Genomic DNA, 20,992 nt, shown 5'->3' with positions numbered 1-20,992 from the left:
TATTCGAATTTTCGCATATATTCGTTGCCTGTTCTTGGCTGGGTGTCATCTTGCATCCAGGATTGTGGTGGGCAAGGAGAGAATGATACCGGCAGGAAAAATTTCCTTGCCACACTCGAATTATTGCGGTATGCTAGTGGCCTTCTTTCTTATATTCGCCTTGACTGAAGTGGACGGGATATCCGTCCGGGAGAGCGATTCTATTCGCTCTAAACATGCTTATCGGAGGTGTCAGATGTTTAACCCTGGGCTTTATTTCACCCTGGCTTCCAAAGCCTACGCCCGCAATGTGCAGTACCGCGGAGCCCACCTGGTGCATAATATCGCAAGCGCCATGTTCGGCTTCATGTACGCGTGCATCTGGATCGGGCTGGGCCGGGACCACTCGCTGGGAACCTACGGAACGCAAGGCATGGTCGCTTACATCGCCTTTACGCAGTCCGCCCTCTGGGTCACCAGCTTCATCACGAACGGCCTTGGTATTCCGCAATCCGTCAGGACCGGGCAAATTGCCCTGGATCTGATGCGGCCCATTCACCTGTTCACCCACATGATGTCCAAGGAATGGGGGCAAATCGCCTACCAGCTCGTGTACAAATCCATCCCGATTTATCTCCTGTATTTTTTCGTCTTCTCCTTACCGGTTCCGGGCGATGGAATCGCCGTACTGTTCACCGTCGCCGGCTTGCTTGGAGCCTCCTACTTATCCATTTGCATCAATTATCTCATCGGGATCAGCGCTTTATGGACCACCGAGTCGTCCTGGTTGTATTGGGGGCATCACGCGCTGGTCAATTTGCTCGCCGGCTTCTTTATACCGCTGGAATGGCTCCCCGGCTGGCTCGAATCCTTTGCTTGGCTTACGCCGTACCCTTATTTGCTGTATGTACCGACAACGTTATATCTTGGAAACGGTAGCGTCTTCGCGTTATGGGGAACGGTATTTTGGTGCGCCTTGATGACGTTGCTATGCCTCTTGGCTACCCGGCTGATGCGGCGAAAGGTGGAGGTGCAAGGAGGATGAACCCAGCAAAATTACGCTCCTGGCTAAGACTCTACGGGCTGCTCGTTCGCACCACCATCCGCAGCCGAATGCAATACAAATTCAACTTTGTTGTCGGCACCTTGCTGGCTGCGTTGGTTCAAATCTCCGAATTTCTGATGGTCGCGATCGTGTTGGACCGGTTCGGCGCGATCCGAGGGTGGTCGGTGTACGAGATTGGGTACCTGTTCGCGGTGATGACATTATCAAAGACGATCTACCGCACGTTTGCCGACGAAGTGCACCATCTGGAAAAATACCTCGTCGGCGGTGAGCTCGACCAGTTGCTTACCCGGCCGATTCCGGTACTGTTCGCGTTAATGCCGCAGAAGTTCCGGCTGATGCCCGCCGAGCTGCTGCAGGGCGGGTTCATTCTGAGCTGGGCGCTCGGAGCGATGATGCGTAGCGGACAAGTCGGTTGGACCGCTGGGATCGCGACGTTGTTCATCATCCTGACGGGGGCGGTCATCCTGTTCTCGATCGGGCTGGCTACTGCTACGCTGGGCTTCTGGACCACCCGGATCGTCGAGCTGCAGAACATAACGGAAGATGCGGCCCGCACTGCGGCGCAATATCCGCTGACCTTGTATCCGAAATGGATGTCTTCGCTGCTGTTGTTCGCCATTCCGGTCGGATTCGTCAACTACGTGCCGTCGTTGTACCTGTTGCGCGGCGACTTGGGACCGTGGGTGCTCGCGGCAACGGCTGGTATAGCGGCCATCTGCTTATTCGCCAGCCTGCGGTTTTGGCGTTTTGGCATCACGAAGTACCAGAGTACGGGAAGCTAAGGGGAGGGGGACGAAGATGATTGAAGTTCATAACTTAACGAAGGATTTCAAGACGCCTGTCGTACGCGAAGGGAGATTTTCCGGACTCCGCACGTTGTTTTCGCGGGAATATCGGTTGAAGGAGGCGGTGTGCGGGATCAGCTTCCAGGTCGAGCGCGGGGAGTTCGTCGGATATATCGGGCCTAACGGGGCGGGCAAATCGACGACGATTAAAATGCTCACCGGTATTCTGCACCCGACCTCCGGGGAGGTGAGGGTCGGCGGCGTCAACCCGCACCGGGATCGGCGGCAGGCCGTGCGTCAACTAGGCGTGGTTTTCGGGCAGCGCAGCCAGCTGTGGTGGGATTTACCGGTGAAGGATTCCTACGATATTCTCGCGGAGATGTATGGCGTCAGCAGTGCCGAGAAGGCGCAGCGCCTGGACCAATTCGGTGAGTTGCTGGATCTGCACGAGTTCTGGTTAACCCCGGTCCGCAAGCTGTCCCTGGGTCAACGGATGCGGGCTGACATCGCGGCGGCAATGCTGCATGACCCGGAACTGCTGTTCCTGGACGAGCCGACGATCGGCCTGGATGTGCATGCCAAGCGGAATATCCGGCAGTTTTTGCTGAAGCTCAACCGCGATTTCGGCAAAACGATCCTGCTCACGACCCACGACATGGACGACATCGAGCAACTCTGCAACCGCGTGATGGTCATCGATCAAGGCAGGCTGACCTATGACGGCACGATCCCGGCACTGCGGGAACAGATCGGCTTGCCGACGGTGATTCGCGTCAAGTTCCGCGGACCGTTCCGGGTACCGGAGGAGGCGGAGGCGGGGAGACTGCCGTTTCGGGTGACGGGCACCGAGGAAGACACCGTAGTTGTCGAAGCGAACCGGCATGAGATCGGGACGATGGAGATCATCCGGGTGCTTAGCGATTGGGGCGACATCGATGACGTTGACATGGCCGAGCCGGCGTTTGAAGAGGTGATCCGCAGCTTCTCGGCTTCCTAACGCCGGTGTGGTTGTTTTTTGATGTGCGATAGGCTAATAGGTAACTTATCAGATGAAGCGGCGAACAAGGCGGGATGGATGATGCGACAGGTGGACATATCGGAAATGATTCGCTCGGCAAGCCGACGGAAGCAAACGGAGATCATCCGGACTTCGGTTTCTTTAAAACCTGCACGTTCGGAAGTCGAAATGGAGCTGTTGATGCAAAGCGTGAGAAGCCGCTTTTTGAAAAGTCTTTCGGAAGGGTGTATCCAAATCTACAGCGAGCGAGAATGGACCTTACGCTAAAAACCAGGGAGGGACGTCATTGTCTACCGTATGGGAAAGTGAAGGGTTTCGTGAAAAATTGATGGAGGCCAAAGGGCGCCTGCATGAACTGGCTGTTGATCCTGAGCGAGAGAATTGGAAAGAGCAGGTCAATATACCTTCCTAGTTAAAAAAATCAGCCCCAAGCGGCGTAAACCGCTTGGGGCTGATTTGCTTTGAGTCCGAAAGTTACCGGATCACGATTTTGTGAACCACCGTGCTTACGGCGCCGTCGTCATCGGTCACCGTCAAGGTGACGGTGTAACCCCCGGCGGCGGAGAAACGGTGATTGACTTTGGGGCCGAGCTCCGTGCCGCCGTCGCTGAACGACCAGCTATAGCGGACGATATGGCCGTCGGCGTCCGAAGAGGCCGATCCGTCAAAGTCGATCTGCTTATTCTTGGCCGCACGCTCTACGGCATCGATCACGGCTACCGGCGGAACGTTCGGGGTGTTTCCAGGTTCCTCCCCAGGATCTTCCCCGGGATCTTCGCCCGGCGCGCTAACGAACAAGCGGCCCGGTGCCTGGAAGTCGCCGAGGTTCCCTGCCGTGTCCCGAACCGTCACCACGATCAGGCCGCCTTCCAGGACAAGCGATGCGGGCGTCGTATACGTTCCCTCATAATGTCCCGGCGTCGTTTCCGTGAGTGGAATACCGCTGCTCGTGCCGCCGGATAACGACAGCGGCAATTCGATGCGGAACGAAGCCGCAAGTCCCGGGACGCTGTCGAAGGATACCGTCAACGCTTCTCCCGCTGTCAGATGGACGTCCTCTGCCGGCGACAGATTGGCGATCTCCGGCAGCTCGGTATCCACGTAGACGGTCCGGGTGACCGTCGTTTCGTTCCCAGCGAGGTCCGAAGCAGTAACGGTAACCAGATTCTCTCCCGCATTGATCAGCAAGCGGTACGCAAATGCGCCGCCGCCTTCCAGCGGTACCTCTTGTCCGTTCACGGTCAGCTTGCTCAGGAACTCATCGAGCGCCGAACCCGTCACATTCAGCACCTCCGAATTGGTGCGGAAGCCATCTGCCGGCGAAACGACATCCAGATCTGGAACGGTGGTGTCCAGCGTAATCGTGACTGGCAGAGAACGGTCGGTTGTTTTCCCGTTCATGATCACTTCGGCGGACAAGGCGTTGGCTCCATCGTGAAGTTCGATCGGCAGGCTGAATTGTCCGTTCTCGACCGTGGTTTCTCCCGCGAGCTCCGTGCCGTTGTAGACTTTAACGTCGGCATTGTTGGCCGGCGAAGTTCCGGTGACGGTGAAGGTGGATTGATTCGTGTAAGCCCCGTCCGACGGAGACGTAATCATCGGCGCGTTGACCGGATAGCGCACGGTGGCGCGAATCATGTAATTGCCTTCTTCTTCGTCCGTCAAGGCCCATGTTCCGCTGATCCGATTCCAGCTGCGATGGGCGTTCGGGCTGGTTTCGTCGGTGGCTACTCCCGGAGCGCTCGTTCCGGCCAAGGTTTGTATATACACGATATAGAAGTCGCCTTCGACGGTGACCGGCTCCGGCAATTCGAGCACGGTCCATTGGTCGTTGCGCAGCGCGGTGCCGTCATAAGGACCGGCTAATTGCCGCCCCGGTGCCCCGCCCGGTCCCGATGCATCATAAACGGCATATTGGAAGGCAGTTCCGCCAGGAACCGGCCATTCGGTGTTCCAGAATCGGATCGACGCGCCGGTGACTTGCGCCGCGCCGGCGTCCGGCGTCATGCGTACAGCCCACGCATTGTTGGCCGCGTTGAAGGCCCAGGCATTCTCCGCCGTGCCATCATCGTAGGCGATTTCGCCCGGCAAGCCCACGAAAGGCTTGAGGGCTAACGAGCCGTCGGCCGTTCCGTTCGGCGGTACCGTAACGGTTCGCGTATTCCCGTAATAGTCGGCCGCTCTGACCGACAACGTATAGGTCCCTTCCAGCACCTCGAACGAGAAGCTGCCGTCGGCTCCAGTCGTTTGAGGGGCGATCGTCGCGTCTTCAAGCACCATGATTGTAGCGCCAGAAATCGGCTCTCCGGTGCGTTCGTCGGTAATCGTCCCGCCGAGGGTTCCTTTCGGAATCGGCTGCAGATGAAAGTTCACTTTGGCATTTGTCTGATCGGCAACGGTAACATTCGCCGTTTGCGGATAATATCCGTAGGCTTCCGCTTTCAGCGTATAATCTCCGGCGACATGGTTCAAGCTGTACCGTCCGGTGGCGGGATCGGTTTTCACCGAACGTCCGGTTTCCAGCACCGTTACGGTAGCACTGGCCGGCAAGCTGCTAATGCCGATGTCTCCGGCAGGCTTCGCGGACTTCACGAGCTGTTCGTATTCGGTCTTGCTCATACGGGTCAGTTTAAAGGCAGGTCCGGATTTCACCACCTTGTCCGTTTTCGTGCCTGCTTCGCCAAGCACGTTTTTTGTGACCAGAGATTCCGGCGTATTCGCGCTAAGCACCTGAACGTTGTCGATATACCAGCCGGCTTTCACGACGCTGCCGTCCGTCGTTAATCGGAACCGCACATTGACTTGTTCTCCGGCGTAAGCATCGAGATTGTAATAAACCGAGCTCCATTGCTTGCCGTTGGTGCTGTGCGAAAATTTGCCCAGCTCGTTCCACGTGTTCCCGCCGTCGGAGCTGATCTCCACATAGCCGTTATCGTAATTGGTTTCGATTTCGAACCACTGATCAAACAGCAGCGTGGCATTATTGATGGCGCTCAAATCGATCGTCGGAGAGACGAGGGAGGCGCTTGCTCCATTCTCATAGTTGTTGTCGAGGTCGGTCCCCCAGACGTTTGGCGTCGAGACCGCGCTGGCCGGTCCAGGTTCTGCAGGAGTGCCGCGTTCCCATTCGTCCCTCGTCCCGCTGTGCGTCCAACCATTGTCGCTGCTGCCGTCGAAGTTGTCGCTGAATACCGTCGCCGGACGCACGACCGCCAGCTCCAGCTCATTGGACTTGGCGCTTTCATTGTCGCTGTAATCCGTAGCGGTAACCACGTAATAGTAGGTATGATCGGTCTCGGTTGCCGTATCGGTAAATTCCGTTTGCGAGGTAGTTCCGATGGCCGCATAACCGGATCCCGAAGTGGTCGAGCGATAGACGGTGTACAACTTCACGTCTTCATCGACAGACGGGGACCAGGACAATTCGGCGCTTCCGGCAAAGTTGACGGAGCCGGTCAGATCGGTCGGTGCCGCAGGTGCGATGGCGTCAGGTGTTTGCAGGGACAGGTCGTCCAAGTACCAGCCAGCCTTCTGCACGGAGCCGTCGCTGCTCAGTCCGAACTGCAAGTAAATCTGCTGACCGGCATAGTCGCGCAGGTCCAGGTATTGCGTTTTCCAGCCCCCGCTCGTGCCGGTGAATTCCGCCAGCGGTACGAAGGCGTAGTCGGAATCCAAGGAAGCGATGTACACCGTGCCGAAATCGCGCCCTGCTTCCAGGTCATACCAATGTTTAAAAGAAAGCAGCGCCCCACGCGGACTATCCGTTAAATCGATCGGCGGTGTCAGCAGATAAGAATCGGCGCCGGAGGCGTAACTTCCGGTCAAATTGCTGGCATACACCTTGTCGCCGGAATAGGCACTGCCCGGTCCGCTAACCGGCGTTCCCCAGGCCCAGGTGTTCCCGGTACCGCCAGACTGGAACCCGGTGGTCTCCGTCTCGAAATCCTGGAGATACCCGGGCGCGATGCCGGCCGACACCGTGACGGCGTACGGCTTGCTGTCAAACCCGTTGTTGCCGAAGTCGTTCACCCGAATGTAATATTCAAGTCCAGCCGTCCCGATTAGGAAGGCGGGTACGGTGGCTTCATATACACCGTCCTTCTCGTTTCCGGAAACCCGTTTGGCCGGAAGGTATAAATAATGGCTGGTTCCTGCTTCCTTGGCGTAAAACTCGACCGATGTGACGGCGACATCGTCGCTGACGCGTGCGGAAAGCGTCGCGTCGAAGCCTTCATATACTAAAGTAGGCGGCGCATGTTCCAAGGTTGGCTCGTCCAGGTCCTCTCCGGAGGTGACTACGCGCCCGGAGACGGTTCCGACCCCTTGCAGGACGGAGCCGACGGCGTCCAGCGCATTGACGATCCCGCTCCCGTACCCATTGTTGGGCGAGGTGGGATATTCGCTATCCGTCCGAGGCGTGGCCGTGCTGGTCAGGATATCCTCCAGTTGGTCTACCGTGAGGGAGTGGTTCGCCTGCAGCAGCAGCGCGGCGATCGCCGTCGTATGCGGACCTGCCATCGAGGTGCCGTCCCAGCCGCCCTCATAGACTCCGCCTGGAACGGAGGAGCGGATGTTCACGCCCGGTGCGGAAACCTCCGGTTTAACTTCATCGTAAGGCGAGGGGCCCCGCAACGAGAAGTCGGCCAAATTCCCGCTAATGTCCGTGGCGCCGGTGGCGAATGCCTCGGGATAGTTGGCCGGTGCGGCTACGGAACCGGGGCCGCCCGGGTTGAATTCATCAACGTTGCCCGCCGAAAACTCGGGGAAAATCTGCGCGCTTCGCCAAGCCTGCACGATCGGGCGGAACCATTCGTCGATGCCAGGTCCGCCGCCCCAGGAGTTGTTGACGACATCGGGAGCGAGCTCCGGATGGAGATTTCCTTCGGCATCCACCGGGGCCAGCAGCCACTGGCCGCCATCGAGGATGATCGCGTCCGTGGTGGAGGGGTTAAAGATGCGGACCGCGATCCATTTGGCTCCCGGCGCGACCCCAATCTGATTCGAGCCGTCCGGCTCCGAACCGACCATCGTTCCCATGGTGTGCGTGCCGTGGCCGTGGCCATCCGTCGGCAGTGAAGCATGGCTATGCGGATCATACCAGCTAAGCTCGGGGTCGACGATATTGCCCGAGGCATCAAATCCACGCCATTTGCTTCTCAAGGCCGGGTGGTTCAGCTCGACGCCGGTATCGAGGTTGGCGACGACGATGCCTGTCCCGTCGATGCCCATGTTCCAAACCTCGGGGGCATTGACTTGAGCGATATTCCATTCGACGCTGCTAGGCGTGACGGTGGAGGGGTCCTTGCTTGCACCGTCCAGCGGTGACGACTTACCGTCAGCCGGTTTTACGGATGGTGCCTCTACGGCAGGTTGCATTGCCGATTCTTTATGGATTTCGACCTTTTGCAAGTGACGCTCTTCATTCGGAAGGATCTTCTCCACTTCAGGAAAAAGGGCGATTTGCTCCAGTACCTCTTTTGTACTTGTCACCGCCATGGCATTTACGATAAAGTAGCTTTGGTAGTCTTTTACGTCTCCGGATTGCTGGGCTTTCTGCAAGTAATCCTCCAATGCGAATTGGCTGCGGGAGGCGGTTTCGCGAAGCGCGCTGACGACGGAGGTTCGAGCGGAAAGCTTCGCGGCGGAAGGTGTGGCTTTCTCCAGCGTGGCTTTCTGGAGAGCCAGTTTGGCGACCGAGGCCGTATCGGTTTGTTCTTTGAGTTTGACAAGGTAGGTGACGAAGTCGTCCTGCTTAAACTGAGTCTGCAATTTGGCGTCGATTTTGGCTTCAGCCACGTGAGGCGCGGTCGATTTCAGGCTGGTTTTTCCCGAAACTCCACTGCTGTCGGCAGAGGCTGCGGGAACGAGGGTCAACGCTAGAAGGATCGACATGCCAAGCGAGAAAGATGTGCGAAATCTCTTGAGACTTATCAACTTCTTCACTCCCTTTATGAGGTTTTAAGTGCAGCAGACATCCTTTGGCGGCCGCCCGGAGCAACGTTCAGCAAGGTCCGGACACGTTATGCCTGAAAACGGATCAAGCAAGAGCAAACGTCCCTTTGTTCATCACCTCCTTCATCAAAGTGGTTGATGCAAATGCGGGTACACCATGGTGGATGAGAAGTTGTAGTTGAAGCCGGATGCGGAGTGAGAGGCGTAACGGAAATCCAAGTGATCCTGATGTGAAGGAAAGTTGACGCGGAGTGCACCTTATTTTCAACAATTCATAAAATAAGGTAAAATCTGGAGTTGTTGGGGATAGTATATATCTGTAAAATTAAGGATACAAGTGGTTGCATATGAAAAATAACCATATTTTCACATAAAAATAGGAAAATATGACTAAAATAGATTGACGAAATACGCAACGTTATGTGAGTTATCTTGACATCTTGCTAACTTCGTTTTACATTAATACAATTCATACAGGCGAATGAGGATGATGGGAGAGTCCGCTGGGCGTACCGCTAGGGTAAGCCGAGGAGCGGCACCGAAGGAGCAAAGGGCCGGTCCTGCAATCGGCAACCGAATCTCTCAGGTACAAGGACCATGATCGGACGCCACTCTGGAGAGAGCGATCAGCCACCCAAGAGGTACATGGATCCCGGGCCAATGGTTCTCCGGGAACATTAAACTTTCAGGTAACGGGGACAGAGCAGAAGGGCAGCGGCCTTTTTGTTCTGTCTCTTTTTCGTGATAGGCGGCTTGGTCATCTTGAATGTAAACAAGGGAGAGATTAATCCATGCGATTCAAAAACGTGTTCTCCATTATCGGTCCCGCGATGATCGGGCCCTCCAGCTCACATACGGCCGGGGCGGTGAGGATTGGACGATTTGCCCGTCAGCTGTTTGGAAGCGTGCCGGCGGAAGCGGCGATTTGCTTCTACGGCTCTTTTGCCGAAACGTACAGCGGACACGGTACCGATTTGGCCGTTGTTGGCGGCATCCTCGATTACCGCACGGACGACGAGCGAATTCGTCATTCGCTGCAGGACGCCGAAGAGCAAGGGGTCGAGGTGTCCTTTACCACAGGAGTACAGCCGGGAGCTCATCCGAATACGGTAAAAATAAAACTAACCGGCCAAGACGGCCGGCATACGGAGGTGACGGGCGCTTCCATCGGGGGTGGGACGATCGTCATCCGCAGCATCGACGGTTTTGAGGTGAAGAGCTCGGGCGAGCTGCCGACCCTGGTCGTATCCCATGCCGATCGCCAAGGAGTTCTGGCGGGCATTACCGCCTTGTTCAGCCGGGAGTACGTGAATATCGGCTACATCATTACCGATCGGAAAGGACGTACCGGCGAAGCATTGACCGTGGTGGAAGCCGACTCGCCGATCCCATCGGAACTGATGAAGGCGATTGAGTCGCTGGAGCATGTCAACCAGGTTGCTTATATCGATCTGACGAGATAAGAAAGGAGTGGGCAGGATGCGTTTTAGAAATTTGCGGGAACTGGTGGGGTTGTGCGAGCGGGAATCCCAGACGATATCCGGCATCATGATCCAGGATCAGGCGGCGGAGAGCGGGCAATCGGAGGCCGAGATCCTGGCCGCCATGGGCGAATACTATCAAATCATGAAATCGGCGGTACGCAAGGGGCTGACGGAGGACATCGTCTCCACAAGCGGTCTGACGGGCGGCGACGCCAAACGAGTCGAGACCTATCGAAGCCGTGGTGAGGCCTCCGTCGGCGACATCGCTTGCCAGGCCATGGCCTATGCGCTGGCGGTGTCGGAGGTTAACGCCTCGATGGGGCGGATCGTCGCTACGCCGACGGCGGGCTCCTGCGGCATCATCCCGGGCGTGTTCGTCAGCGCCCAGGAGCGCTTCGGCTGGGAAGATGAGCACCTCGTGCGCGGGTTGTTCAGCGCCGGGGCCATCGGCTACGTGATCGCCAACAACTCGTTTATTTCCGGCGCGGAAGGCGGCTGCCAAGCCGAAATTGGTTCGGCGATCGGAATGGCAGCCGGGGCGATGGTCGAGTTGCGCGGTGGGACGCCGGAGCAGGCGGTGCACGCTGTCGGCCTCGCGCTCAAGAACACGCTGGGCTTGATCTGCGATCCCGTCGGCGGGTTGGTGGAGATTCCCTGCATCGTACGCAACGGCTTCGGCGCGGTAAACGCACTGGCAGCCGCCGATATGGCGTTGGCCGGCGTACGCAGCGCAATCCCATCGGACGAAGTCATCGACGTGATGCTGGAGGTCGGGTCGGCGATGCCCAGCCGCCACCGCGAAACCGCGCAAGGCGGGCTGGCACAAACGCCAACCGGTCGCAAAATTATGAAGGAGCTGCGGAGTCGTAAGAAGTAAAATGTCACCTGTCTTTCTAAATCCAAGCGCCGCGGCCTGCAAATCGGGTTGCGGCGCTTTCTGTTGGATCTATGTCATAGTTAAACGATTTATCCGAGGTTACGTTCATGTATAATTTGCTTGTAGGAATGACCGGAAGGAAAGGAAGTACGGAATCATGACGAGCATTCTGATTGTTGAAGATGATGTGGGCTTAAACAAAGGGATCGCATTGACATTGGCGAGGGACGGAGTCGCCGTGGAGCAAGCCTATGATCTGGCGGGGGCGGAAGAAAGGTTTGCGGCCGGCGGGATCGATCTGGTGCTGCTCGACGTCAGGCTGCCGGACGGAAGCGGCCTGGACTTTTGCGCCAAGCTTAGGGAAGCTTCTCGGGTGCCGGTCATCTTCCTGACCGCGAACGATATGGAGTCCGATATTGTGATGGGCTTCGAGATGGGAGGGGATGACTACATCACGAAACCGTTCAGCCTAATGGTGCTGCGGTCTCGGGTGATGGCTGTGCTTCGGCGCTGCGACCCCAGTCGCGAGGATAAAGTGAACATCGGTTCTCTCGCGTTTGACTTTGGCAAAATGGATTACCGCAAGGAAGGCGCAGCCATCTCGCTTAGTGTGACGGAACAAAAGCTGCTGAAAGCGCTCGTGAACCACCGGGGACAAGTCCTGCCCCGGGAGCAGTTGATTTATCTCGTATGGGGGCAAGATTCCGAATTTGTGGATGAAAATGCGCTGACCGTCACGATCAAGCGATTGCGGACTAAAATCGAGGAGGATCCCGCTGCGCCCCAATATATCAAGACGGTTTACGGCTTGGGATACCTTTGGGCCGATGCGGGGGTGCAGACATGACAACCGATGGAGCGACTAACGGAGAGCACGGACTTGCCAAGTTCGCAGCACGTCACATTCCTCTGCGGACGGATGGACTGACCGGTTCACCGCGCCGGAATGGGTTGGCCTTCGATTGGGTTTACGTAGCCTACGGTGCGCTGTTTGTCTTGTTCGTGCTGGGCTATCCGCTGGCTTCCTGGGTATGGGCGGGGGAAGTGTTTACCCCGCCGATTTGGATCCCCATCGTTTTCGCGGCGGCGTTGCTCCTCATAGCCGGTTCATTCGCCTGGACGTTGCGGGCCAGGTCCGCAAACGCCATCCGTGCAGCATATGAGATCGTGGATACCGCGATCGCGGGTCAACAGCGGCTCACCGGTTATGAAGAGACGGAGCTTTCCGCGCTCGAGAACAAGGTGATCCGTTATGTCGAGCTGGCCCGGGCGCGCGAAGAGGAGGTCGAAGCGGAGCGGGGCCATCTTCAGACGCTTCTCTCCGATATTTCACATCAAACGAAAACGCCGCTATCCGGCATTATGCTATACGGGGAACTGCTGGGAGAAGTCCCGAATTTGGGTGAAGAGGCCCGCCAGTATGCGGCTCAGATCAAGGCGCAGGCCGCCAAGCTGGATTGGCTGATCGGGTCCTTGGTCAAAATGTCCCGGCTCGAGGCGGGGATGATCGCTCTGCAAACCATCGTATCGCCGCTGATTCCAACGATTACGCAAGCGGTCTCTCAGGTTTATGCAACCGCAGAGCGCAAAGGGATCCAAATCGCAATTAACTGTGACCCGGTTATCTCGGCAAGGCACGATCCGAAATGGACGGGCGAAGCGTTGTTTAACCTGCTGGAAAATGCAGTCAAATACAGCGCCGCTGGGAGCGGCCTGCATATTTCGGCGCTGGCGGGCGAAATGTTCGTCCGCATCGATGTTGCTGATCAGGGCATGGGGATCGCGGAGGAAGAATGGAACGATATCTTCAAGCGTTTCTATCGTAGCAAGCAAGCGGCCCAGCAGGAAGGCGTCGGAATCGGCCTGTATCTGGCACGGGAGATTATCGCGGCGCAGGGCGGGTACCTTAAGGTGTCGTCCAAGCTAGGCGAGGGTTCGGTATTCTCTTTATTTTTACCTAGCCTATAAGTGAAAGTGATGGATTATGTCGATCTTGTTATTTTTCGGACATCCGAACGAAAGATTCGTTTGCTACAGTAAGTCCTGTACGAATAAGGTACAGGATTTTTTGTTGGGAGGTAGAAACCGGTATGCCGATCCTGCAAGTTGAAGAGTTGAAGAAAACGTATGGCCTAGGGTCTAACGCCGTCCAGGCGCTGAATGGGATCACGCTAAGCGTGGATAAAGGCGAATTCGTTGCGATCGTTGGCACAAGCGGCAGCGGAAAAAGCACGCTGCTCCACCTGTTGGGCGGGTTGGACCGTCCCACCGAAGGCAAGGTGCATGTGGACGGAAACGATATTTATGCCATGAATGACGAGAAGATGACGATTTTTCGGCGACGTTCAGTCGGCTTTGTATTTCAAAGCTACAATCTGATTCCCATCTTGAATGTATACGAAAATATCGTGTTGCCCATCGAGTTGGACGGGGCTCGCGTAGATCGGGAGCATGTGGAGCAGGTGATCGGTGCGCTTGGGCTGTCCGATAAGATGTACCATTTGCCAGCGAATCTGTCTGGCGGACAGCAGCAACGGGTGGCGATTGCCCGGGCGCTGGCCACCAAGCCTTCCATTGTTTTGGCGGACGAGCCGACCGGCAACCTGGACAGTAAAACAAGCCAGGAAGTGATGGTTCTGCTGAAGCAGATGAGCGAACGATTCCACCAGACGATCGTGATGATTACGCACAATGAAGAGATCGCGCTCACCGCGGATCGAATCGTGCGGATCGAGGACGGCCAAATCGTCAGCCGCTCCAACCGTGCCGGAAGAGGGGCGGGGGCGTCGAATGACCACGAATAAACGAACAGGAATCACAACCATCGTCAACCGAAGCTTGAAGGCAAATCTGCCGCGTAACGCAATGATCGTCAGTGCCATCATCCTGACGACGCTGCTGCTCACTTCGGTGTTTACGATGGCGTTCAGTATCAACGAATCGATGCAGTTGACCAAAATGAAGACGGCCGGCGGCGACTATCACGGCAGCTTTAAATACTTGACTCCCGCAGAGGCGGAGAAGATCCGGCAGCACCCGTCGATCAAAGAGTATGGCCAATCCGTACTGGTTGGCCGTGCGACGAGCGACGTATTTCGCGGTACGGCGCTGGAAATCGATCAAATCGACGAGAACGAGGCGAAGCACAGCTTCATCCGATTCGAGAAAGGCAGTTTGCCAACCGAGGAGAATGGGGTCGCAACGAGTACCTGGGTGCTGGATTTGCTCGGAGTGCCCCATGAACTCGGGGCCAAGGTGAAGCTGGATCTGGATATTGATGGGCAAGCGGTTACGAAGGAGTTTGTGGTGTCGGGTTTTTTTCCAGCAGACCGGAATTTATCGATGGCAGGGATGGCGTTCGTCTCGGAGGCTTTCGTCCAACAGCATCTATCCCGGATCGATCCGATGCAGACCCGGAAAACGGGCAGTTACGTCAATACGATTCGGCTGGACGTGATGTTCGATCATTCCTTCGGCATTGAGAAGAAGCTGCAAAAGGTGCTGTCAGATACCGGAGTGGATGCCCCGTACGGGGTAAATTGGGCGTATAGCAGCGTTGGCCTAGAGGAAGATCCGGCCAATGTCATTCCGTTTCTTGTGCTCATTCTGATCATTATGATCAGCGGATATCTGTTAATTTACAATATTTTTCATATCTCCGTGGTACGGGATATCAAGTTTTATGGTCTCTTGAAGACGATCGGAACAACACCACGTCAATTGAAACGCGTCGTTTCCATGCAAGCGAATCGTCTTTATCTGGTGGGCCTTCCCATTGGTTTGGCGTTGGGGTACGGAATCGGTGTAGGTCTGATGCCGCTGATGAGCGGATTCTCCAGCGAAGTGGCGGAGGAGACGGTGAGCTCTGGCAACCCTTTGATCTTTATCGGGGCGGCGCTCTTTGCCTATCTGACGGTACGGATCGCTGCCAGCAAACCAGGTCGCACCGCGTCGCGAATTTCCCCGGTCGAAGCGGTGAAATTTTCCGGTATCGCCGGGAACGAGAACCGGAGTCTGGGCCGAAAGCTGAAACGTTCGTCGTATGGGGCGAAGCTCTCGCGTATGGCCTTCGCCAATTTGTTCCGATCCAAAAGGAAACTGCTGCTCATGCTGGCCTCTTTGTCATTAAGCATCATCTTGTTCAGTGTCATCTTCACCGTTATTTCTTCGTTCAGCGTCAATAAATATTTGAACAGTTTTATTACGGGGGATTTCGTGATTAAGGAAGACGTCGGCGGGCGGGGAGATGTTCCTGCTCCGGATGACGCTGCGTTAACGGAGGAGTTCTCGCAGAAGTTAAAGCAAATCGACGGGGTCGCTAGCATGGACAAAGTATATTTCCGCAAGGCTTCGTTTCCACTGAACGAGAAGATTCAGCGTGTGATTGAGCCTCTATCGACGGCGGAAACCCCCGAGGAGTCTCCGATTGCCTGGATTAAGGAAAATAAGGCTGTCGATCTGCAGTTCCATGGACTCGATCCGGGGTGGTACAAGGTGATCGATCCGAAGGATATTGTCGCTGGGACGTTTGACCGGAACAAGTTCGACACCGGTGATTATGTGCTTGTAACGGAAGCGATGCTGGGGTCCGATCAATATGCTCGTTATTATCAGCCAGGCGAATCCATCCGGTTCGACGGGATGAACAAGAGTTACAAGGTGATGGCGGTGTTAGGTTCGGATGCGCTATATGCGGCGGGAACCCAATACTACACCGTTGGAGGTTTTAAGGTGTTTTGGCCGGCGGATGAGTTCGTAAAGTCAGTGAAAGACCCGATTCTATTGTCTGTGACCCTTCACGTCGATCCTGCTAAACTTGGTGAAGTCGAATCGGCGGTGAAATCCTTTACGGCATCCCATCCCAGCCTAGTCGTCAAATCACGGGAGGATTATAAGAAGGAGATGCAAGGGTTTATTCGGATTTTTCAAATGATCGGCTACAGCTTGAGCTTAGTGATTGGCCTGATCGGAATCCTCAATTACATCAATACGGTGATCACAGGCATGTGGTCAAGACGAGGCGAATTCGCTATTTTAGAGAGCATTGGCATGACCCGGAGTCAATTAAGAGCGATGCTTGTATTGGAAGGCCTCTACAGCGTATTGCTTACCAGCTTGATCGTGGGCACGGCAGGGATGGGCTTGACGTACCTGGTTGCCAAAGGGATTGCGGACGGTATGGCGTTTACGGATTTCCGGATGAGTCCTTTACCGATCGCAAGCCTGATTACACTGCTCATCTTGATGGCATTGATCGTGACACTAGCTTCTTACCGCAGGTTGTCGCATGCCACGATTGTGGCTAGATTACGGGAAGCCGAATAAATCCCCGGATGGCCGGGAACAGCAAGACCCCTGGGGTGGCGTCGGACGCCATACGTTCCGAACGTGCTCCAGGGGTTTCGCTATGCTCAACCGGGTTACAGTTCAACAGAGGGACCTTGCCGTGGGCTTCCTTGTACAGCAACGCTACGCAAATAGACGAATGACGAACCGAGAGCGAGCAACGCCATCACCATCAGACCCCAGAAAATGTTGGAGTAAGCGGCGGATAACGATAGACCGTGCTGCCATTCCATAGCGCTGGAGGCCATAGCGACGCTAAACGCCCCGCTGAAAAACTGCAGCAACTGGAAGAGCCCCATCCCTGAACCCACCTGGGATGCCGGCAGAATACGGGGAATTTCGTTCGATACGCTGCTCGAGAGCATTGTAAAACCTAAGCTAATCAGCATATAAATGAATAGGATGGCTAGCCAGGATTGCCCGCTGAACAAGGCGAATAGGACCATGGAGCTCAGCACGAGCAGCGGAACATACCGCAAGATCGCGCCGTTGCCGTGACGGTCGATGACGGAGCCGACTTTGCGAGAAGCTACCATCGCCAAGATCGAGCCCGGGAAGATGATTAGCCCGGCATGGCTAGCGGTTAATCCGAAGCGGTGCACCAAGATTTGCGGCAGTAGGAACAATGTGGCGAAGCTGCACAAATACGAAGCGATGCCGACGATCGACAAAGCCAGGTACGACCCGTTGCGAAACAACGCAGGCGAGACGAACGGATCGGAGGTGGTGCGAATCCGCCAGACGAACAGGGCCAGCGCAGCAACGCCAAACGCCAGCGCCACCCAGGAATGCTCCGTCAAAAATAGCAGCAACCCGGTCGTGCCGACGGCTACGAATATCGCGCCGAGGGTGTCGAATGCGCCGCGAACCGGTTGTTCTCTTGGAATGTGCCGTAGAAAGAGCGGCACCAGCAACAAGGTTAACGCCGTGACGACAAACAAGTATCTCCAGCCGAAGTATTCGACAATCGCGCCGCCGGCGACAGGGCCAAGGCCAAGACCCAACGATACGGCCGACATAATCAAAGCCATCGCTTTGCCGCGCCGCTCGATGGGCACGTAACGGGATAAGGTAACCAAGGATAGAGAGACAACCGCTCCAGCTCCAGAGGCCTGAACGACACGGACCGCAAGAAGAACCCAGAAGCTCGGGCTAAACAACCCGGCTATGGCGGCGATTCCCAGCGTCGTAAGTCCAATCGCCAGCAAGCGCCGAATCGGCAGGAAATCGGAAAGCCGGCTGAACGTGATGGAAGAGATGGCGAACATGATCGAGTAGCCGGTGACGATCAGGGATGTGACGGCAGCCGACAAGCGGAAGTCTTCGGTGACGTCCGGCAACGCCAGGTTAAACATCGCCGTATTCATGATAACTAACACGACGGCAATGGAGAGCAACGCCGTTATCAATCCCTCTCTAATCGCGGAAGGCGGATTCGCCGGCGTCACGGGATGGATGGTTTCGGTGGAGGCGGTACGCATGGTATTGATTTCACCCACTCTTTCTTTGTTTTAATGTTCGAATATTATCGAACAATTGAAATATAGCATGCCTTGGCTTATGATGCAATTAGGGAAATATAAATTCACCACGAATTTTTATTATAAAGGAGTTTTCCTAATGAAAGTTCTGTATCATCCTGACCGGGACGACATTCAGTTGTCTTCTGTGCTGTACGCTTTGAGTGATCCCATTCGGCTCAGTGTCGTGGCTGAAATGCGCCGCAGCGGCGAACGGCCGTGCAACTATTTCGAGGTTCCGATCGCCAAATCGACGTTGTCGCATCATGTCCGGGCGCTGCGGGAAGCCGGTGTCGTGTTTACCCGCATCCAAGGCACGCAGCGGTTTATGTCGGTGCGGGAGGAAGATTTGGAATACCGCTTTCCGGGTTTGCTTGATTCGATCCTCCAGGCTTACGAGAAATCCGGCGAGAAGGATAAAAGCACCATATCCGAGTAATGAGGATCTAAGGTTTACCCGGGCCCGGAGCCCTGCTCCGGGCCTTATTGCCGGTTCGTTTGGCGCAGGCGAAGCCGCGCGGCCATGCCGAAATTCCGGCTGTCGTTCGGCCTATTCACATCCGGCCTGAATTATGGTTTTCTGAGTAGTGGCAGCGTATTTGCGTGTGCTGTACATAACGCATCATGTGTCAAGACTTGGGAGGCTGTAGTAATGATCAGAAAGATTTGGAAGCGCATCTTCAAACGGAGACGGCGTCAAGGGGCGGCGTTTTGCTTGCTGACTGTCTTGTTATTCGGCTTAGCCGGGGGATACGGGCCGGCGGATGTACTCATAGGTCCGTCTACAGCGGGGGCAGCTGCTGTATTCGGAGATCCCGCTGGTTTTAAAGATATTCGCGGACATTGGGCGCAGAAGGAAATCGAGTCAATGGTTACACAGGGAATTCTGAACGGTTACCCGGACGGGACCTTCCGACCTAACGAACCGGTGCAGGTGGATCAGTTCATCAAGATGTTGATCTTGTCCTACAGCGAGCAGCATCCGAACCTGGAACGCACTTGGCGGGCGTCTTTCCTCGAATCCCTGAGCGAAGAGAATCGAACGATCCTGAAGCAGGATTATCGTTACTACGACTTCAAACCGGCGATGACGGGCTATTGGGCCAAGCCGTATATCGATGTGGCGAGCGATTTGAATTTTTTGAACAAGAGCCGTTACAACGATTTCCAAACCGGGATGACCCGGGAAAATGTGGCGGAAGTGATCTATTACACGCTGCAGGAAACCGAATTTTTGGAGGATGAACAGTTTGGCAGGACGGTGGCTACGTCCTATGGGGATTTGACCAGCGCAAGCGACCGCCAGCAGAAGTTTATCGCCGAATCGTTGATCAAGGGGATCATGCAGGGATACCCGGACGGAAATTTCGGTGTCGGACGAACTGTATCGCGGGCCGAGGCGCTGGTCTTGCTTAACCGTTTGACCGACAAAACCAAGCGAATCCCGATTCAACCGGAGGAAGGAAAGCTGCAACGGCTCGTCCCAACCGCCAGTGGGGGGCAAAGAATCGTCGCTTTCCCCGACAAACGGATGTGGGATGCCTATGATACCTTACGGAAGGCCGGTCAGCTGCGCGGTACCAACTACGATTTGTTTGATACAACGCTGCGCCTGTTCAAGGACGAGAAGGAGAAGGCGGCAGTGCAGCAGGCGACGGCGGCAGGAGGGGGCGGCTCCTCCAGCGGGACGGCGGCGGAGGAAGCGGCGATTTGGCTCGATCCGACGTACAACACCTATGGCATCACCGTTCGGCTTCGGGAAGGAACCTTAGCTCGTAACACGGAATCGATCGAGTTGTTTGCCAATCAACTGTTTTCCTACGACGCTATCGCGTTTCGCCGCTGGTTTGACGCGATTTGCGCTGAAGTAGAAGCCGGCAGACCGCTGGCCGACAAGCAGGCAACGGTCGGGGATTTCTCGGTGAGCGTGCTGGTCGATAACAACGCCAAGACCGTCGTGTTCTCGATTGCGGCCAAATCACAGTAATCTGTCGCTGCCCTACATTCACGACCGCAAAGGGCCTGGCCAAGGAGAGGTTTCTCCTTTGCCGGGCCTTTTTGCGGTTCGCTTTTCCAGTAGCCGGAAGGTAGAATGGGAGTAATGCCCGATGAAGGTCCAAGCGGGGGACACCAAGTTCAAGGAGGTAACGTAATGATGCTTCATATCGATCTATCGGGGAAAATTGCGCTCATTACCGGAGCGACCGGCCAATTGGGCCGGGTCATGACAAGGACGTTGTCGGCTTGCGGAGCGAAGGTGGCCATTCACTATGTCCATAATGAGGCCAAAGCGCAGGAATTACAGCGGGAGATTACCGCGGCCGGCGGAACGGCCATCACCGTGCGGGGCGACATTACGAAGGAAGCGGAGATTAGAGCCATGCAAGCGAAGGTGGCGGCGGAGCTAGGCGATCCGGATATCGTGGTAGCCAATGCGGTTGTGCAATATAACTGGACCTCGGTTCTGGAACAACCGGCGGAGGATTACGTGAGCCAGTTCGAATCTTGCGTGCTGCAGAGCGTGTTTCTAGCCAAGGCGTTTATTCCGGCGATGATCGGCAAAGGATCGGGGCGGTTCATCGGGATCAATACCGAATGCGCCATGCAGAATTTTCCTAACCAATCGGCCTATACGGCGGGAAAAAGAGGCATGGACGGCGTATACCGCGTCCTGGCTAAGGAGGTAGGAGAACACGGGATCACCGTCAATCAGGTAGCTCCAGGCTGGACGATCAGCGACCGTGACCGCGAACTTGCGGATCGAAATGATGCGGCCTATATCGCAGGGGTTCCTTTGAAACGCCGAGGCGAAGACCAGGATATCGCCAATGCGGTTGCGTTCCTGGCTTCGGAGTTGGCCGGATTTATCACGGGGGCTTACCTCCCGGTCAGCGGCGGCAATGTGATGCCGGCGATCTAGGCGAGGGATCCGGCTAGGTCGGGCGAGAAAGGAGATAGCGCG

Annotated in this window: 15 protein-coding genes and 1 riboswitch; of the genes, 13 read left to right on the top strand and 2 right to left on the bottom strand. The window is 56.0% G+C overall.

All coding sequences use genetic code 11. The features are described 5' to 3' along the window. The first annotated feature begins 235 nt into the window (after nucleotides 1-235). From KJS42_RS16825 to KJS42_RS23310, 4 genes are all read left to right on the top strand, one after another. Nucleotides 236-1,024 carry an ABC transporter permease gene (locus KJS42_RS16825; RefSeq protein WP_213623521.1) on the top strand — a complete coding sequence of 263 codons (789 nt, stop codon included), beginning with the start codon at nucleotides 236-238 and terminating at the stop codon, nucleotides 1,022-1,024. Next, nucleotides 1,021-1,830 (top strand): ABC transporter permease, encoded by an 810-nt coding sequence (locus tag KJS42_RS16820; protein ID WP_193415609.1) that lies wholly within the window; start codon nucleotides 1,021-1,023, stop codon nucleotides 1,828-1,830. The genes KJS42_RS16825 and KJS42_RS16820 overlap by 4 nt, the downstream gene beginning before the upstream one ends. A 16-nt stretch (nucleotides 1,831-1,846) precedes the next feature. Continuing rightward, nucleotides 1,847-2,830: an ABC transporter ATP-binding protein gene (locus KJS42_RS16815; protein ID WP_155606365.1), complete on the top strand. Its 984-nt coding sequence runs from the start codon at nucleotides 1,847-1,849 to the stop codon at nucleotides 2,828-2,830. Nucleotides 2,831-3,137: 307 nt separating this feature from the next. Beyond that, nucleotides 3,138-3,263 (top strand): hypothetical protein, encoded by a 126-nt coding sequence (locus KJS42_RS23310; RefSeq protein WP_272491392.1) that lies wholly within the window; start codon nucleotides 3,138-3,140, stop codon nucleotides 3,261-3,263. Nucleotides 3,264-3,325: 62 nt separating this feature from the next. Here the strand turns inward: KJS42_RS23310 and KJS42_RS16810 are convergent, their stop codons facing one another. Further along, nucleotides 3,326-8,785, bottom strand: coding sequence for a S8 family serine peptidase (locus KJS42_RS16810; RefSeq protein ID WP_213623520.1), 5,460 nt, complete (start codon nucleotides 8,783-8,785; stop codon nucleotides 3,326-3,328). Nucleotides 8,786-9,284: 499 nt separating this feature from the next. Beyond that, a riboswitch (glycine riboswitch) is annotated at nucleotides 9,285-9,411 on the top strand. A gap of 183 nt (nucleotides 9,412-9,594) precedes the next feature. Between KJS42_RS16810 and sdaAB the strand changes: the two genes are divergently transcribed. The 6 genes from sdaAB (at nucleotide 9,595) to KJS42_RS16780 (ending at nucleotide 16,489) form a co-directional block, all read left to right on the top strand. Beyond that, nucleotides 9,595-10,266 (top strand): L-serine ammonia-lyase, iron-sulfur-dependent subunit beta, encoded by a 672-nt coding sequence (gene sdaAB, locus KJS42_RS16805; RefSeq protein WP_213623519.1) that lies wholly within the window; start codon nucleotides 9,595-9,597, stop codon nucleotides 10,264-10,266. Nucleotides 10,267-10,282: 16 nt separating this feature from the next. Further along, the gene (gene sdaAA, locus KJS42_RS16800) at nucleotides 10,283-11,164 is read left to right on the top strand and encodes an L-serine ammonia-lyase, iron-sulfur-dependent, subunit alpha (protein WP_155606369.1); all 882 of its coding nucleotides are present in this window, start codon (nucleotides 10,283-10,285) and stop codon (nucleotides 11,162-11,164) included. Between the two features lie 157 nt (nucleotides 11,165-11,321). Continuing rightward, nucleotides 11,322-12,011 carry a response regulator transcription factor gene (locus KJS42_RS16795; RefSeq protein ID WP_155606370.1) on the top strand — a complete coding sequence of 230 codons (690 nt, stop codon included), beginning with the start codon at nucleotides 11,322-11,324 and terminating at the stop codon, nucleotides 12,009-12,011. Next, entirely contained in the window at nucleotides 12,008-13,132 is a 1,125-nt protein-coding gene (locus KJS42_RS16790) for a sensor histidine kinase (RefSeq protein ID WP_213623518.1), read from the top strand. Before KJS42_RS16795 ends, KJS42_RS16790 begins: the two co-directional genes overlap by 4 nt. A gap of 122 nt (nucleotides 13,133-13,254) precedes the next feature. Then, on the top strand, nucleotides 13,255-13,968 hold the full coding sequence (locus tag KJS42_RS16785; protein WP_155606372.1) for an ABC transporter ATP-binding protein: 714 nt from the start codon (nucleotides 13,255-13,257) through the stop codon (nucleotides 13,966-13,968). Continuing rightward, entirely contained in the window at nucleotides 13,955-16,489 is a 2,535-nt protein-coding gene (locus KJS42_RS16780) for an ABC transporter permease (protein ID WP_213623517.1), read from the top strand. Before KJS42_RS16785 ends, KJS42_RS16780 begins: the two co-directional genes overlap by 14 nt. Before the next feature lie 95 nt (nucleotides 16,490-16,584). Here the strand turns inward: KJS42_RS16780 and KJS42_RS16775 are convergent, their stop codons facing one another. Further along, nucleotides 16,585-17,991 (bottom strand): MFS transporter, encoded by a 1,407-nt coding sequence (locus tag KJS42_RS16775; protein WP_213623516.1) that lies wholly within the window; start codon nucleotides 17,989-17,991, stop codon nucleotides 16,585-16,587. Between the two features lie 139 nt (nucleotides 17,992-18,130). Between KJS42_RS16775 and KJS42_RS16770 the strand changes: the two genes are divergently transcribed. The 3 genes from KJS42_RS16770 (at nucleotide 18,131) to KJS42_RS16760 (ending at nucleotide 20,950) form a co-directional block, all read left to right on the top strand. Then, nucleotides 18,131-18,469, top strand: coding sequence for an ArsR/SmtB family transcription factor (locus tag KJS42_RS16770; protein ID WP_155606375.1), 339 nt, complete (start codon nucleotides 18,131-18,133; stop codon nucleotides 18,467-18,469). A 213-nt stretch (nucleotides 18,470-18,682) separates the two neighbouring features. Continuing rightward, the gene (locus KJS42_RS16765) at nucleotides 18,683-20,017 is read left to right on the top strand and encodes an S-layer homology domain-containing protein (protein WP_193415602.1); all 1,335 of its coding nucleotides are present in this window, start codon (nucleotides 18,683-18,685) and stop codon (nucleotides 20,015-20,017) included. Nucleotides 20,018-20,185: 168 nt separating this feature from the next. After that, complete coding sequence (locus KJS42_RS16760) at nucleotides 20,186-20,950, top strand: SDR family NAD(P)-dependent oxidoreductase (RefSeq protein WP_213623544.1); 765 nt, start codon at nucleotides 20,186-20,188, stop codon at nucleotides 20,948-20,950. The last annotated feature ends 42 nt before the right edge of the window (nucleotides 20,951-20,992 follow it).

The organism is Paenibacillus sp. J53TS2, assembly GCF_018403305.1.
Taxonomy (GTDB): domain Bacteria; phylum Bacillota; class Bacilli; order Paenibacillales; family Paenibacillaceae; genus Fontibacillus; species Fontibacillus rhizolycopersici.
The sequence above is the reverse complement of the archived record's forward strand: the minus strand, read 5'-3'. Positions and strand labels throughout refer to the sequence as shown.

Bases quoted from the DNA above. Each gene is read 5' to 3' on its own strand.
- KJS42_RS16825 (WP_213623521.1), top strand. From the start codon at position 236: ATGTTTAACCCTGGGCTTTATTTCACCCTGGCTTCCAAAGCCTACGCC.
- KJS42_RS16820 (WP_193415609.1), top strand. From the start codon at position 1,021: ATGAACCCAGCAAAATTACGCTCCTGGCTAAGACTCTACGGGCTGCTC.
- KJS42_RS16815 (WP_155606365.1), top strand. From the start codon at position 1,847: ATGATTGAAGTTCATAACTTAACGAAGGATTTCAAGACGCCTGTCGTA.
- sdaAB (WP_213623519.1), top strand. From the start codon at position 9,595: ATGCGATTCAAAAACGTGTTCTCCATTATCGGTCCCGCGATGATCGGG.
- sdaAA (WP_155606369.1), top strand. From the start codon at position 10,283: ATGCGTTTTAGAAATTTGCGGGAACTGGTGGGGTTGTGCGAGCGGGAA.
- KJS42_RS16795 (WP_155606370.1), top strand. From the start codon at position 11,322: ATGACGAGCATTCTGATTGTTGAAGATGATGTGGGCTTAAACAAAGGG.
- KJS42_RS16790 (WP_213623518.1), top strand. From the start codon at position 12,008: ATGACAACCGATGGAGCGACTAACGGAGAGCACGGACTTGCCAAGTTC.
- KJS42_RS16785 (WP_155606372.1), top strand. From the start codon at position 13,255: ATGCCGATCCTGCAAGTTGAAGAGTTGAAGAAAACGTATGGCCTAGGG.
- KJS42_RS16780 (WP_213623517.1), top strand. From the start codon at position 13,955: ATGACCACGAATAAACGAACAGGAATCACAACCATCGTCAACCGAAGC.
- KJS42_RS16775 (WP_213623516.1), bottom strand. From the start codon at position 17,991: ATGCGTACCGCCTCCACCGAAACCATCCATCCCGTGACGCCGGCGAAT.
- KJS42_RS16770 (WP_155606375.1), top strand. From the start codon at position 18,131: ATGAAAGTTCTGTATCATCCTGACCGGGACGACATTCAGTTGTCTTCT.
- KJS42_RS16765 (WP_193415602.1), top strand. From the start codon at position 18,683: ATGATCAGAAAGATTTGGAAGCGCATCTTCAAACGGAGACGGCGTCAA.
- KJS42_RS16760 (WP_213623544.1), top strand. From the start codon at position 20,186: ATGCTTCATATCGATCTATCGGGGAAAATTGCGCTCATTACCGGAGCG.